The sequence below is a fragment of the Curvibacter soli genome, assembly GCF_029211125.1.
GTDB classification, from domain to species: domain Bacteria; phylum Pseudomonadota; class Gammaproteobacteria; order Burkholderiales; family Burkholderiaceae_C; genus Curvibacter_A; species Curvibacter_A soli.
The window spans coordinates 20416-34698 of record NZ_JARGEN010000056.1; the positions used below are offsets into that span (position 1 = coordinate 20416).

At 66.3% G+C, this 14283-nt stretch carries 11 protein-coding genes; 9 read left to right on the top strand and 2 right to left on the bottom strand.

Annotated features, from left to right (window positions below; genetic code table 11):
• The first annotated feature begins 126 nt into the window (after window positions 1-126).
• A complete protein-coding gene (locus PY257_RS12255) occupies window positions 127-549 on the top strand; it encodes an acyl-CoA thioesterase (protein WP_275742188.1) in 423 nt (140 codons plus the stop codon).
• Window positions 550-649: 100 nt separating this feature from the next.
• On the opposite strand, the gene PY257_RS12260 is transcribed toward PY257_RS12255, so the two are convergent.
• Window positions 650-1237, bottom strand: coding sequence for a peroxidase-related enzyme (locus PY257_RS12260; RefSeq protein ID WP_275742190.1), 588 nt, complete (start codon window positions 1235-1237; stop codon window positions 650-652).
• 196 nt (window positions 1238-1433) lie between these two features.
• Window positions 1434-3074 carry a methyl-accepting chemotaxis protein gene (locus PY257_RS12265; RefSeq protein ID WP_275742192.1) on the bottom strand — a complete coding sequence of 547 codons (1641 nt, stop codon included), beginning with the start codon at window positions 3072-3074 and terminating at the stop codon, window positions 1434-1436.
• Between the two features lie 371 nt (window positions 3075-3445).
• On the opposite strand from PY257_RS12265, the gene PY257_RS12270 reads away from it, so the two are divergent.
• The 8 genes from PY257_RS12270 to gshB form a co-directional block, all read left to right on the top strand.
• The gene (locus tag PY257_RS12270) at window positions 3446-4090 is read left to right on the top strand and encodes a S24 family peptidase (RefSeq protein WP_275742194.1); all 645 of its coding nucleotides are present in this window, start codon (window positions 3446-3448) and stop codon (window positions 4088-4090) included.
• A gap of 100 nt (window positions 4091-4190) precedes the next feature.
• A complete protein-coding gene (gene leuS, locus PY257_RS12275) occupies window positions 4191-6875 on the top strand; it encodes a leucine--tRNA ligase (RefSeq protein ID WP_275742197.1) in 2685 nt (894 codons plus the stop codon).
• 2 nt (window positions 6876-6877) lie between these two features.
• Window positions 6878-7378 carry an LPS-assembly lipoprotein LptE gene (locus PY257_RS12280; protein ID WP_275742199.1) on the top strand — a complete coding sequence of 167 codons (501 nt, stop codon included), beginning with the start codon at window positions 6878-6880 and terminating at the stop codon, window positions 7376-7378.
• A gap of 4 nt (window positions 7379-7382) precedes the next feature.
• Window positions 7383-8432, top strand: a complete 1050-nt coding sequence (gene holA / locus PY257_RS12285; RefSeq protein ID WP_275742201.1) for a DNA polymerase III subunit delta — start codon at window positions 7383-7385, stop codon at window positions 8430-8432.
• A gap of 97 nt (window positions 8433-8529) precedes the next feature.
• Window positions 8530-9810: a glutamate-5-semialdehyde dehydrogenase gene (locus PY257_RS12290; RefSeq protein WP_275742203.1), complete on the top strand. Its 1281-nt coding sequence runs from the start codon at window positions 8530-8532 to the stop codon at window positions 9808-9810.
• A gap of 59 nt (window positions 9811-9869) precedes the next feature.
• Window positions 9870-11165, top strand: a complete 1296-nt coding sequence (gshA, locus tag PY257_RS12295; protein ID WP_275742205.1) for a glutamate--cysteine ligase — start codon at window positions 9870-9872, stop codon at window positions 11163-11165.
• 144 nt (window positions 11166-11309) lie between these two features.
• Window positions 11310-13178, top strand: coding sequence for a potassium transporter Kup (locus PY257_RS12300; RefSeq protein ID WP_275742207.1), 1869 nt, complete (start codon window positions 11310-11312; stop codon window positions 13176-13178).
• Between the two features lie 114 nt (window positions 13179-13292).
• Window positions 13293-14283: glutathione synthase (gene gshB, locus PY257_RS12305; RefSeq protein WP_275742209.1), on the top strand; the 991-nt coding region annotated here is incomplete at its 3' end.

Here is a 14283-nt window from a genome sequence, read left to right on the forward strand (position 1 = left end):
TCTCATTGGCAGGATAATGGGGCTGCGGCGCCCGCCCGGTGCGCTGTCCCTGGGGGCGGCCAACCGGTAATTCTATGCGGTGGTGCGCCGCCGCCGCTCCCGCCACGCCACGCCAGTCCCTCCAGCATGAAGATCGCCGTCCCCGCGCAAAAGAGGCTCGTCCATGAAATGTCCATGCCCATCCGCTGGGGCGACATGGACGCCATGGGCCATGTCAACAACACCGTGTACTTCCGCTACATGGAGACTGCCCGCGCCGAATGGATGCGCGGCATCGGCTGCAGCGCCAACCCGCAGGGCGAGGGGCTGGTCGTCGTCAATGCGTTCTGCAACTTCCTGCGCCAGCTCGAATACCCCGGCGACCTCCGCGTGCGGCTCTACGTGGGCGAGCCCGCCCGCGCCACGTTCGAGACCTGGTATACCATCGAGCGCATGGACCGGCCTGGCGTGGTCCATGCCGAAGGCGGCGCCACCTTGATCTGGGTGGACTTTCCACGCCAGAAGGCCATCAGCCTGCCCGACTGGCTGCGCACGCTGGTTCAGGATTAAGGGGAAAAAGGCCGCTACCGCCCGCCGATATTGCGCTGGCAGCTCTTATTTCAGGAGCAATAGGCGGCGCCTTGGCGACTCCATTCCAAGGGCGCCGGATTCAGGCGTCCGGGCTCTTTTTCTCGCGCGGCACGCGGCCCATGAGGAAGAACTCCGGGTTCGGCGTCATGTCGCTGAAGCTCGCCATGCGGTTGGACAGGCCGAAGAACGCGGTGATGGCCGCGATGTCCCAGGCGTCCTCGTCGTCGAAGCCGTGGGCGCGCAGGGCGTCGAAATCCGCGTCCTCGATCTCGTGCGAGCGCTCGCACACCTTCATTGCAAAGTCGAGCATCGCGCGCTGGCGCGGCGTGATGCCGGCCTTGCGGTAGTTCACCGCCACCTGATCGGCCACCAGTGGCTTCTTCTCGTAGATGCGCAGCAGCGCGCCGTGCGCCACCACGCAGTACAGGCATCGGTTGGCGGCGCTGGTGGCGGTGACGATCATCTCGCGGTCGCCCTTGGTGAGCGAGCCTTCCTCCTTGAGCATCAAGGCATCGTGGTACGCGAAGAACGCGCGCCATTCCGCCGGGCGGCGCGCCAGCGCCAGGAATACGTTGGGCACGAAGCCGGCCTTCTCCTGCACTTCGAGGATCTGGGCGCGGATGTCCTCGGGCACGGCGGACAGCTCGGCCAGGGGGTAGCGGGGCATGGCGTCTCCTTTTTGCTGATGCGTGACGGTGGAGTATCACAGATACGGATACAGATACGGATGCCGGCGGCCGACCCGTGCGGCCGATGAAGGGGTGTCGGCTCCCCGCGCATGTCTGGCTCGTTCATCCCGTCGGTGGGGCTGTCTCGATTGTCGAGGCAGCACCGCTGCCGGGTGCGGACAATGGGGGAGTATTTCAGCAGCCTGCCGGCAGCAGTCCGGCGGCGCCGGGTTTGGCCTCCGGCGCAATGGCGGGGGGCGCTGCTGCGGCCCGGCCCGCCGGCGCCAGTTGCTGCTTGAACACCGCCACGGCCTGCGCCAGCCGCGCGGTCTGCTGCTGCAGGCCGTCCGCCGTGGCCTGCGATTGCTCGGCCAGCGCGGCGTTCTGCTGCGTCGTGCCGTCGAGCTGGACCATGGCCTGGTTCACGTCCCGGATGCCCGAGGCTTGCTCGGCCGTGGCGGAACTGATCTCGTTGATGAGCCGGGCCACGCGTTCCACCTGGGCCACGATGTCGGCCATGGCCTCGCCGCCGCGCTGCACCTGCGTGCCGCCGGCCTCCACCTTCTCCATGCTGGCGCCGATGAGCTGCTTGATTTCCTTGGCTGCCTCGGCGCTGCGCCCGGCCAGGCTGCGCACCTCGCTGGCCACCACGGCGAAGCCGCGGCCCTGCGCGCCCGCGCGTGCCGCCTCCACCGCCGCGTTGAGCGCCAGGATGTTGGTCTGGAACGCAATGGAGTCGATCACGCCGATGATGTCGCCGATCCTGCGGCTGGCGTCGGCAATCTGGCCCATGGTGTTCACCACCTCGCCGATCACCGTGCCGCCCTTGGCCGCCGCCGCGCTGGCGCCGTCGGCCAGGCTGCTGGCCTGGCGCGCCGCGTCGGCGTTGTGCTGGATGCTGGCGGCCATCTGTTCCACGGCCGCGGTGGTCTGCTGCAGGTTGTCGGTGGACTGCGCGGTGCGCGCGCTCAGGTCGCGGTTGCCCTGGGCGATCACGTCGCTGGCGCTGCGCACGCCGGCGATCTGCTCGCTCACGTCGTCCACCAGCGAGCGCAGGTTCAGCCCCGCCTGGTTCACGCTGCGCAGCAGCATGCCGATGTCGTCCACACGGTCGAGCGTGTCGTTCTCGGCGGGCTGGCCGGCGGCCACGGCCTGGGCCTGGCGCAGCACGCGCGTGATCGGCAGCGTGATCTGGTGGCGCAGCCACTGCTGGGCCAGGACAGCGCAGAAGGTGGCCCAGACGGCCAGCTCGCCCAGCAGCGTGCCGCCGATGCCCACGAACCAGGCCCCGACGACGACCAGCGCGGCGAGCCCGAACACGGCGCAGCGCAGCCGCGCGGCGGTGGACATGGTCTGCAGCATCGACATCCAGCCGAGCCAGCCTGTGCGCACGATCAAGCCCTGGTGGAAGCGGCGGCTGCCGGCGCGGCCCTCGCGGAAGTCGCGGTACAGCGACTCGGCGGCGGCCACCTCGTCGCGCGCGGGGCGGGTGCGCACGGACATGTAGCCCGCGAGCTGGCCGCTGCGCACCACGGGCGTGGCGTTGGCGCGCACCCAGTAGTGGTCGCCGTTCCTGCGCCGGTTCTTGACCAGCGCGGTCCACGACTTGCCGGCCTTCAGCGTGGCCCACATGTCGGCGAAGGCCTCGCGCGGCATGTCGGGGTGGCGCACCGCGTTGTGGGGCTGGTGCAGGAGCTCGTCGGCATCGAAGCCGCTGACCTGCACGAAAGCCGCGTTGGCGTAGGTGATGCGGCTCTGGGTGTCGGTGGCCGACATCAGCGTGGCATCGTGCGGGTAGTCGAACTCGCGTTGGGTGACGGGCAGGTTGGCTCGCATGAGGAAGGTTCGGGTGTGTGTGCTAGCGAAGGTTTGTGGGGTTCACGACATGGGGGTGTGGAGATGGCGACAAACCGGCGCGGTGCGGGCCTGATTGCGCGGCAAGCAAAGGCCGTGCCACGCATGCATGGGTCATCGCCGCATTCATCACTCCAGTTCAGTTTCAGTTGCCGGCAGCGGGCGCGAGAACAGGCTGAACCCCCGTTCGCTCTGTGCGCGGCCAGTTCCAGGGCCAGGGGGCGTGGTCACGCTTGAATGGTAGCAAATGCTTCTTGTAATGGGAAGCAAAAGGTTCCGGCCCCCATGCTACTTTGGATTGCATGGATGAAAGTGAGATTCAGGAGCGTCGCCGCAGCAGGCTGAAGGACGCAGTGGACAAGCTTTCAGGCGGCAACAGCTCTGCCTTCGGCCGTTTGCTGGGCTACGGCAGCGGCGCCTTCGTGCGGCAGATGCTACGGGGCCGGCGCAGCATCTCGGACAAGACCCTGCGGCAGATCGAGGCGCTGCGCGGCATGCAGGGCTGGTTCTCCGATCCACCCGCCGCCACAGGGGTGCATGAGCCCGCAGCCATACGGGAGCGGGGCCCCGGCCCCCAGTATCACAAGGTGTACCCCTCCAATCTCGGTCTGAAGCCGGGGCTCAAGGGCTATACCGTGCATGCGGGCGACGGCGACGAGGACGCGCCGATCACCTTCCACCGCAACTGGCTGATCCGCCGCGGCTGCCACAGTGCCGACCTGCTGGCGCTGCGCGTGCGCGACGTGGGCATGGAGCCCGGCCTGCATGCCGGCGACATGGTCGTGATCGACACCGCCGACACCGAGCCGCGCGACGGCCAGGTATTCGTCGTCAACTACGAGGGCCAGGCGCAGTTGCGTCGCCTGCTGCGCGACGCCGGGCACTGGTGGCTGGCGCTGGACCATCCCGACCAGGCGCGCTTCGCGCGCAAGGAATTCGCCGAGCCCGAATGTTTCCTCGTGGGGCGGGTGGTGTTCCGGCAGACCGAATACGTCTGACCTCCGCCTGGGTGCGCCGCGACGGCCCGCCTAGAATTGCGGATCGGCCATTCCACCTTCCGTTTCCTGCCGTGCCCCGTGCGGGCGCACGCTTTCCCCCATGCAAGACAGCAAATACAGCCATACCGAGGTCGAGCGCGCCGCGCAGGCTCACTGGACCGCCCGCGACGCCTACCGCGTGAGCGAGGACGCGGGCCGCAAGAAGTTCTATGCCTGCTCGATGCTGCCGTACCCCAGCGGCAAGCTGCACATGGGCCATGTGCGCAACTACACCATCAACGACATGCTCACGCGCTACCTGCGCATGAACGGCTACAACGTGCTGATGCCCATGGGCTGGGACGCTTTTGGCCTGCCCGCCGAGAACGCTGCGTTGAAAAACGGCGTGCCACCGGCCCAATGGACGTACGAAAACATCGCCTACATGAAGCAGCAGATGCAGGCCATGGGCCTGGCCATCGACTGGAGCCGTGAAATCGCCACCTGCGACCCCGGCTACTACAAGTGGAACCAGTGGCTGTTCCTGAAGATGCTCGAAAAAGGCATTGCCTACCGCAAGACCCAGGTGGTGAACTGGGACCCGGTGGACCAGACCGTGCTGGCCAACGAGCAGGTGATCGACGGCAAGGGCTGGCGCACCGGCGCTACGGTCGAAAAGCGCGAGATCCCCGGCTACTACCTCAAGATCACCGGCTACGCCGAGGAGCTGCTCGACTTCGTCACCGGCGACAAGCTGCCCGGCTGGCCCGAGCGCGTGAAGCTGATGCAGGAGAACTGGATCGGCAAGAGCGAGGGCGTGCGCTTCGCGTTCCCGCACGGCATCCGGGGCGAGGACGGGCAGTTGATCCAGGACGGGCGCCTGTACGTCTTCACCACGCGCGCCGACACCATCATGGGCGTCACCTTCTGCGCCGTGGCGCCCGAGCATCCGCTGGCCGCGCATGCGGCCAAGAGCGATCCGATGCTCGCGGTTTTCATCGAGGACTGCAAACGCGGCGGCACGACCGAGGCCGAACTGGCGCTCAAGGAAAAGGAAGGCCTGCCCACGGGCCTGTCCGTGACCCACCCGCTCACGGGCGAGCCCGTGCCCGTGTGGGTCGGCAACTACGTGCTGATGGGCTACGGCGACGGTGCCGTCATGGGCGTGCCCGCGCACGACGAGCGCGACTTCGCCTTCGCCACGAAGTATGGCATCGCCATCAAGCAGGTCGTGGCCGCCGAGGGCAAGACCTTCAGCCTCGACGCGTGGCAGGACTGGTATGGCGACAAGCAGCAGGGCGCGACGGCCAATTCCGGCAAGTACGACGGCCTGGCCCACAAGGCCGCCGTCGACGCCGTGGCCGCCGATCTGGCCGCCAAGGGCCTGGGCGAGAAGAAAACCACCTGGCGCCTGCGCGACTGGGGCATCAGCCGCCAGCGCTACTGGGGCACGCCGATCCCCATCATCCATTGCGGGGATTGCGGCCCGCAGCCCGTGCCGGAGAAAGACCTGCCTGTCGTGCTGCCGCAGGACCTGGTGCCCGACGGCAGCGGCAACCCGCTGGTCAAGAGCGATGCCTTCCATGCCGGCGTGGTCTGCCCCTGCTGCGGCAAGCCCGCGCGGCGCGAGACGGACACCATGGACACCTTCGTCGATTCGTCCTGGTACTTCATGCGCTACTGCGACCCGCACAACGGCGAAGCCATGGTGGCCGAGGGCGCGCGGTACTGGATGCCGATGGACCAGTACATCGGTGGCATCGAGCACGCCATCCTGCACCTGCTGTACGCACGCTTCTGGACCAAGGTGATGCGTGATATGGGATTGGTGCAGGTGGACGAGCCCTTCACCAAACTGCTCACCCAGGGCATGGTGCTCAACCACATCTACTCGCGCCGCACCGAGAAGGGCGGCAAGGAGTATTTCTGGCCGCACGACGTGGAGCACGTGCTCGATGAGGGCGGCAAGATCGTGGCTGCCAAGCTCAAGAACGCCGTGGGCGATTTGCCCGTGGGCACGCCCATCGACTACGAGGGCGTGGGCACCATGTCCAAGTCCAAGAACAACGGCGTGGACCCGCAGGACCTGATCGAGAAGTACGGTGCCGACACCGCGCGCATCTACACCATGTTCGCCGCCCCGCCCGAGGCCACGCTCGAATGGAACGATGCGGCAGTGGAGGGCAGCTACCGCTTCCTGCGCCGCGTGTGGAACTTCGGTGCCAGGCTGTCTGCTATGGATTCAGTAGCTACCGAGGCAAGCCTGGTGGGCGCCAGAAGCCTGAAAGACGTGCAATTCGGCAAGGAGGCCAAGGCCCTGCGGCTGGAAGTGCACACCGTGCTCAAGCAGATCGACTATGACTACCAGCGCATGCAGTACAACACCGTGGTGTCCGGTGCCATGAAGCTGCTCAACGCGCTGGAGGACTTCAAATCCGGCGAGGCCCAGGGCGGCCTGGTGGCGCTGATCGAAGGCTTTGGCATCCTGCTGCGCGCGCTCTACCCGGTCACGCCGCACGTCGCGCATGTGCTCTGGCAGCAACTGGGCTATGCGGGCGCCCTGGGCGACCTGCTCGACGCACTCTGGCCCCGGGTGGCACCCGACGCGCTGGTGCAAGACGAGATCGAACTCATGCTGCAGATCGGCGGCAAGCTGCGCGGCGCGATCCGCGTGCCCGCCGGCGCGTCGCGCGAGGAGATCGAGAAGATCGCCGTGGCCAGCGAGGATTTCGCCAAGCACGCCGCGGGCGCCGTGCCCAAGAAGATCGTCGTGGTGCCAGGGCGTCTCGTGAACGTGGTGGTGTAGCCATGCAGCGCCGCCGATTCCTTGCGCCCCTGGCGGGCGCCACTGTTCTGGCGGGCTGCGGCTTCAAGCTGCGGCAGGCACCCACCTTCGCTTTCAATTCGCTCTATATTTCCGCACCCGTCACGTCGCCGCTGGCAGTGGAGCTGCAGCGCAACATGGACGCCGCAGGCACCGTAGAAGTGCACCGCGACGCGATGCGCCAGGCAGCGGGCGAGGCCATCTTCGAGTTGATTTCCGAGCAGCGCGAGAGCGTGGTCGTGGGCCTGAACGCCTCGGGCCAGGTGCGTGAACTGCAATTGCGGTTGCGCGTGCGTTTCCGGCTGCACACGCCCGATGGCCGGGAACTGCTGCCCAGCACCGAGGTGCTGCAGTACCGCGAAGTCAGCTACAGCGAAACCCTGGCGCTGGCCAAGGAGGCCGAGCAGGAGCTGCTCTACCGCAACATGCAGACCGACATCGTGCGGCAGATCATGCGCCGCCTGGCCGCGGTGAAGTCACTCTAGCCCGATGCAGCTCGCCGCCGCCCAGTTGTCCAGCCACCTGCGCAAAGGGCTGCGCCCGCTCTACACGCTGCACGGCGACGAGGCCCTGCTGCTGCAGGAGGCGGCGGACGCCATCCGCGCCGCCGCGCGCGCCCAGGGCTACACCGAGCGCAGCGTGCACACCGTGGCCGGTGCGCATTTCGACTGGAGCGAGGTGCTGGCCGCAGGCGGGTCGCTGTCGCTGTTCGCGGACAGGCAGATCATCGAAATCCGCATCCCCTCGGGCAAGCCCGGCAAGGACGGCAGCGTGGCGCTGCAGCAGATCGCCCAGAACGCCGTGGGCAGCGACAGCACGCTCACGCTGGTGCTGCTGCCGCGGCTGGACAAGGCCACGCGCACGGGCGCGTGGTTCGCGGCGCTGGAGCAGAGCGGCGCGACGGTGCAGATCGACCCCGTGGAACGCCAGGCGCTGCCGACATGGATCGCCCAGCGCCTGTCCGCGCAGGGCCAGCGCGTGGCGCCGGGCGAGGAGGGACAGCGCACGCTGCAGTTCTTCGCCGACCGCGTGGAGGGCAACCTGCTGGCCGCGCACCAGGAGATCCAGAAGCTCGCGCTGCTGCACCCGGCGGGCGAACTCTCGCGCGAGCAGGTGGAGGCCGCCGTGCTCAACGTGGCGCGCTACGACGTGTTCAAGCTCTCCGAATCGGCGCTGGCGGGCCAGGCCGGGCGCGTCACGCGCATGCTTGACGGCCTGCAGGCCGAGGGTGAGGCCGAGGTGCTGGTGCACTACACGCTGGCCGAGGACATTCGGGCGCTCAAGCGCGTGAAGGACGCCATGAACGCGGGCCGCCCGCTGCCCGTGGCGCTGCGCGAGCAGCGCATCTGGGGTTCGCGCGAGCGGCTGTTCGAGCGCGCCCTGCCGCACCTCCAGGATGCCGCATTGGCACGGCTGCTGCGCGCGGCCCACGTGGTGGACGGCATCGTCAAGGGCTTGAAGGCGCCCGACTGGCCTGCCGACAACTGGCAGGCGCTGCACCGGCTGGCGATGCTGCTGTGCCAGGCCTGCCGTGCCTGACCGCTGCGCCCTCTGGCGCGGCGGTGGAGCAGGGGCGCTGTAGCAGGGCGATGGCCGTGGATGGGCGGGGGTGGTCCGTCTGCGTCAAAATCGCGCCATGAACGCGCTCAACATCGCCGAATACGTGCACGCCCTGGGATTGCAAGCAAAAGTGGCATCAGCGCTTATGGCGCGGGCGGATGCAGCTATCAAAAACAGAGCATTGAAGGCCCTGGCGCGGTTGCTGCGCGACAATGCGCAGGCATTGGCCGCCGACAACGCGAAAGACCTGGAGCGCGCCATCGCCGCGGGCTTGTCCGCGCCGATGGTGGACCGCCTCAGGCTGGGCCTCAAGGCCATCGAGACCTGCGCGCTGGGCTGCGAGCAACTGGCCACCATGCCCGACATCATCGGCGAGGTGGTCGGCCTCAAGCAGCAGGAAAGCGGCATCCGCGTGGGCCAGATGCGCGTGCCCATCGGCGTGTTCGGCATGGTCTTCGAGAGCCGGCCCAACGTGACCATCGAGGCCGCCAGCCTGTCGATCAAGAGCGGCAACGCGGCCATCCTGCGCGGCGGCTCCGAGGCCATCGAGTCCAACAAGGCGTTGGCCCGCCTGGTGCAGCAGGCGCTGGCCGAAGCCGGCTTGCCCCAGAACGCGGTGCAGCTCGTGCAGACCACCGACCGCGAGGCCGTGGGCCGCCTGATCGCCATGCCCGAATACGTGGATGTCATCATCCCGCGCGGCGGCAAGGGCCTGATCGAGCGCATCAGCCGCGAGGCCAAGGTGCCCGTCATCAAGCACCTGGACGGCAACTGCCACACCTATGTGGACGATCCCTGCGACATCGCCATGGCCGTGAAGGTGGCCGACAACGCCAAGACCCAGAAGTACAGCCCCTGCAACGCCAGCGAAGGGCTGCTGGTGGCGCGGGGCGCGGCGGCGCGATTCCTGCCGCAGATCGGCGCCGTCTATGCCGCCAAGGGCGTGGAGATGCGCTGCGACGCCGAGGCCCAGGCCCTGCTGGCGCCGCTGGCGGGCGCGCAGGTCGTGCCCGCAACCGAGCAGGACTGGTCCACCGAATACCTCGCGCCCATCATCAGCGTGAAGGTGGTGGCCGGCGTGGACGAGGCCATCGCGCACATCAACCGCTATTCGTCGCACCATACCGACGCCATCATCACCACCGACCACCGGCATGCGCAGCGGTTCCTGCGCGAGGTGGATTCGGCCAGCGTCATGGTCAACGCCAGCACCCGCTTCGCCGACGGCTTCGAGTACGGCCTGGGCGCGGAGATCGGCATCAGCACCGACAAGTTCCACGCCCGCGGGCCGGTGGGCATCGAGGGCCTCACATCGCTCAAATGGGTCGTGCTGGGCAACGGCGAGGTGCGCGGCTGACATCTGGCCGCAGGGGCTTTCTACAATCCCGATTCACTCACCGACAGGCTTTCCCACGCATGGTTCCGCACCTCATCACGGCACTCACGGGGCCGATCAACGAACTGGAGCAGCGCATCCTCGACTCGATGCCTGCAATCGAGCGGTGGTTCCGCCTGGAATGGATGGAGCACACCCCGCCCTTCTACTGCTCGGTGGACATCCGCAACGCGGGCTTCAAGCTGGCGCCGGTGGACACCAACCTGTTCCCGGGCGGCTGGAACAACCTGACGCGCGACATGCTGCCGCTGGCCGTGCAGGCCGCGATGGCGGCCATCGAGAAGATCTGCCCGGAGGCGCGAAACCTGCTGGTCATCCCCGAGAACCACACGCGCAACACGTTCTACCTGGCCAACGTGGTGCAGTTGCAGCGCATCTTCCACATGGCAGGGCTCAATGTGCGCATCGGCTCGATCAGCCCCGAGGTGAAGGTGCCCACGACGATCTCGCTGCCGACGGGCGAGTCGATCACGCTGGAGCCGGTGGTGGGCACCAAGCGCCGCCTGGGGCTCAAGGATTTCGACCCTTGCACCATCCTGCTCAACAACGATCTTTCGGCCGGCGCGCCGGGCATCCTGGAGGATTTGCACGAGCAGTATCTGCTGCCGCCGCTGCACGCGGGCTGGAGCGTGCGGCGCAAGAGCAACCATTTCCGCAGCTACGAGGAGGTGTCCAAGCGCTTCGGCAAGCTGCTGGGCATCGACCCATGGCTCATCCATCCGTTGTTCAGCCACTGCGGCGAGGTGGACTTCACCGTAGGCGCCGGCATGGACGCGCTGGCCGCACAAGTGGATGGGCTGCTGACCAAGGTGCGCCGCAAGTACAAGGAGTACGGCATCCACGAAAAGCCGTTCGTGGTCGTGAAGGCCGACAACGGCACCTATGGCATGGGCATCATGACAGTGCGCGACGCCAAGGAACTGCAGGACCTGAACCGCAGGACGCGCAACAAGATGGGCGTGGTGAAGGACGGGCAGGCCGTGCACGACGTGATCGTGCAGGAGGGCGTGCTGACCTATGAGCGCATGCACGACGCGGTAGCCGAGCCCGTGGTGTACATGATGGACCGCTACGTGGTGGGCGGCTTCTACCGCATCCACGCGGAGCGGGGCACGGACGAGAACCTCAACGCCCCGGGCGCGAGCTTCGTGCCGCTGGCTTTCGAGCACAGCACGCATTTGCCGCAGCCGGGCGTGAAGCCCGGCGCCAGCGCGCCCAACCGGTTCTACATGTACGGTGTCATCGCACGGCTCGCCATGCTGGCGGCCAGCTATGAATTGGAGGCGACGGACCCCGACGCCGAAGTGTATGAGTGAATCGCGGTGCCAGCGCAAGGGCTGGGTTGCGAACTGACAACAGTGCCGCGTGGCAGTCGCTCTGGTGGTTTGCGCCGCCATGGGCGCACGCCACAATAACCATCCCGAAGCAAGAGGCCCGGCGCAGCGCGGCTGGGCGGTCATGTGGCTGCATCCAAAACATCTCTCCCGGCATTGACCCTGGGCGCCATCGGCGTCGTGTACGGCGATATCGGCACCAGCGTGCTGTACGCGGTAAAGGAGATTTTTCATACGGGCCATGTGCCCTTCACGCATGCCAATGTGTACGGCATCTTGTCGATGCTGTTCTGGACCCTCGTGGTGATCGTGGCCGTGAAGTACGTGAGCCTGGTCCTGCGCGCGGACAACAACGGCGAGGGCGGCTTGGTGGCAATGCTGGCGCTGGCGGGGCAGGCGGTCAAGGGCAAGCCGCGGCTGCGCAGCGTGCTGTTCGTGATCGGCATCTTCGGCACCTCGCTGTTTTATGGCGACGGGGTGATCACGCCCGCGATCTCGGTGCTGTCGGCCATGGAGGGGCTGGAGGTGGTGTCGCCGCAGTTCCGCAAGTACGTGATCGTGCTGACGCTGTGCGTGCTGCTGTGCCTGTTCATGGTGCAGAAACGCGGCACTGGCGGCATCGGCAAGTTCTTTGGCCCCATCACGCTGACGTGGTTCGTAGTGATCGCGGGGCTGGGGGTGATGCATATCCTCGGGCGCCCCGAGATCCTGCTGGCGGTGAATCCGCTGTATGCCGTGCGGTTCATGCTGGCGCAACCCGGCACCACGTTCGTGATCCTGGGGGCGCTGGTGCTGTGCGTGACCGGGGCGGAGGCACTTTATGCCGACCTGGGTCACTTTGGCAAGAAACCGATCCGGTTGGCATGGTTCGCCGTGGTCATGCCGGCGCTCGTGCTGAACTATTTCGGGCAGGGCGCGCTGCTTCTGGCAAATCCCGATGCGGTGAAAAATCCGTTCTTCATGATGGCACCAGCCTGGGCCCTGCTGCCGCTGGTTCTCCTGGCGACGATGGCCACGGTGATTGCTTCGCAGGCACTGATCACCGGGGCCTTCAGCATCACCAAGCAGGTCATCCAGTTGGGGTATTTGCCGCGGCTCAACATCGAGCATACGAGCGTGCGGGAAACGGGGCAGGTCTACATCCCGTTCGTGAACTGGGGGCTGTTTGCCGCCATTGTGATGGCTGTCGTCATGTTCCGGTCGTCGAGCAATCTCGCGGCGGCCTATGGCATCGCGGTGACGATGGACATGCTCATCACCACCTTGCTGACTTTCTTCGTCATCCGCTACGGCTGGAAATACCCGTTGGCGCTGTGCATCGCGGCCACGGGAGGGTTCTTTCTGGTGGACTTCGCCTTCTTTGCATCCAATCTCATGAAGCTGGTCGACGGGGGCTGGTTTCCTTTGCTGATCGGCGGCGGCATTTTCACGCTCATGATGACCTGGAAGGACGGGCGGGCGCTGCTGGCGCAAAAGCTGCGGTCCGACGCCATCGACCTCAAAAGTTTCCTGGAGGCGGTGTTCGTCAACCCACCGATGCGCGTGGATGGCACGGCTGTGTTTCTGACCGCTGAGCCGGGCACGGTACCCAATGCCATGCTCCACAACCTCAAGCACAACAAGGTGCTGCATGCACAGAACCTGTTCGTCACCGTGCGCAACCACGAGGTGCCCTGGATGGGCCTGGCCAAACGCTTGCAGATCGAGCCGCTGGGGCATGATTGCTGGCAGGTGGTCATCCACTACGGATTCAAAAACGATCCGGACGTACCCCGGGCGCTGGAGCAACTGCGGGGGCACGGCTGCATGGTCGACACCATGACGACCAGCTATTTCCTGTCGCGCGATACGGTGGTGCCAACGCTGGGCAGTGGCATGGCGTCATGGCGCGAAAAGCTCTTCGCGCAGATGCACCATAACGCGGGCGCGGCGGCGGATTTTCTGAACCTGCCGAGCAATGCCGTGGTGGAGTTGGGCAGCAAGATCGAAATCTGAGGTTGCCCTCATCGCAGCAACATTGGGGCTGCGATGCCACAATTCCTTGGCATTGGCGGATGCGCTGCTTGGCGACATGGCGTCCGCGGTGATCTCCGTTTCAGGAAGGCGAGCATGCACATACTTTTCGTGGCAGATCCCCTTGAGCATTTCAAGATCTACAAGGACACCACTTTCGCGATGATGCGCGAGTTGCAGCGGCGAGGCCATGTGCTGGCCGCATGCGGCCCACAGGATTTGTCCTGGCAGCGCGGTGGCGTGGTGCAAGCACGCGTGCGCCATATCGAACTGACGGGTGACGCTGCGCAGTGGTTTGTCGAAAAGCCTGGGCAGGACGGCTGCGTCGATCTCAAGGATTTCGATGCCGTGCTGATGCGAAAGGATCCGCCATTCGACAGTGAGTACTTCTATGCCACGCATTTGCTGGAGCAGGCAGAGCGTGAAGGGGCGCGCGTCTTCAATAAGCCTCGGGCATTGCGCGATCATCCCGAGAAGCTCTCGATCCTGGAGTTCCCCGATCTGATCGGCCCCACGCTGGTTACACGCAACGCGGAAGAAATCGCACGGTTCCATGCGGAACACCGGGACATCATCTTGAAGCCGCTCGATGGCATGGGCGGCATGGGCATATTCCGCGTGCGGGCGGATGGGTTGAACCTGGGGAGCATCACCGAGACATTGAACGCGCACGGCGCACGCTCGGTCATGGTGCAGAAGTTCTTGCCGGAGATCGCTGAGGGCGACAAGCGCGTGCTCATCATTGGCGGGCGTGCCGTTCCTTATTGCCTGGCCCGTATTCCGCAGGGTGACGAAGTCCGTGGCAATCTGGCTGCGGGAGGCAAAGGTGTAGCGAGGCCGCTGTCGGTGCGCGACCAAGCCATCGCAATGGCTCTGGGCCCGACGCTGATGGCGCGCGGGCTGTTGCTGGCGGGCGTCGACGTGATCGGAGACAGCGTGACGGAAATCAATGTGACAAGCCCCACCTGCTTTCAGGAGATCCATCAACAAACGGGAACTGACGTTGCCGCCTTATACGTAGATGCTTTGGAGGCGCTGCTAAGGAGAGAGCAGGAAGAGAGGAGAGCGGAGAGATCTGCCAACCGTG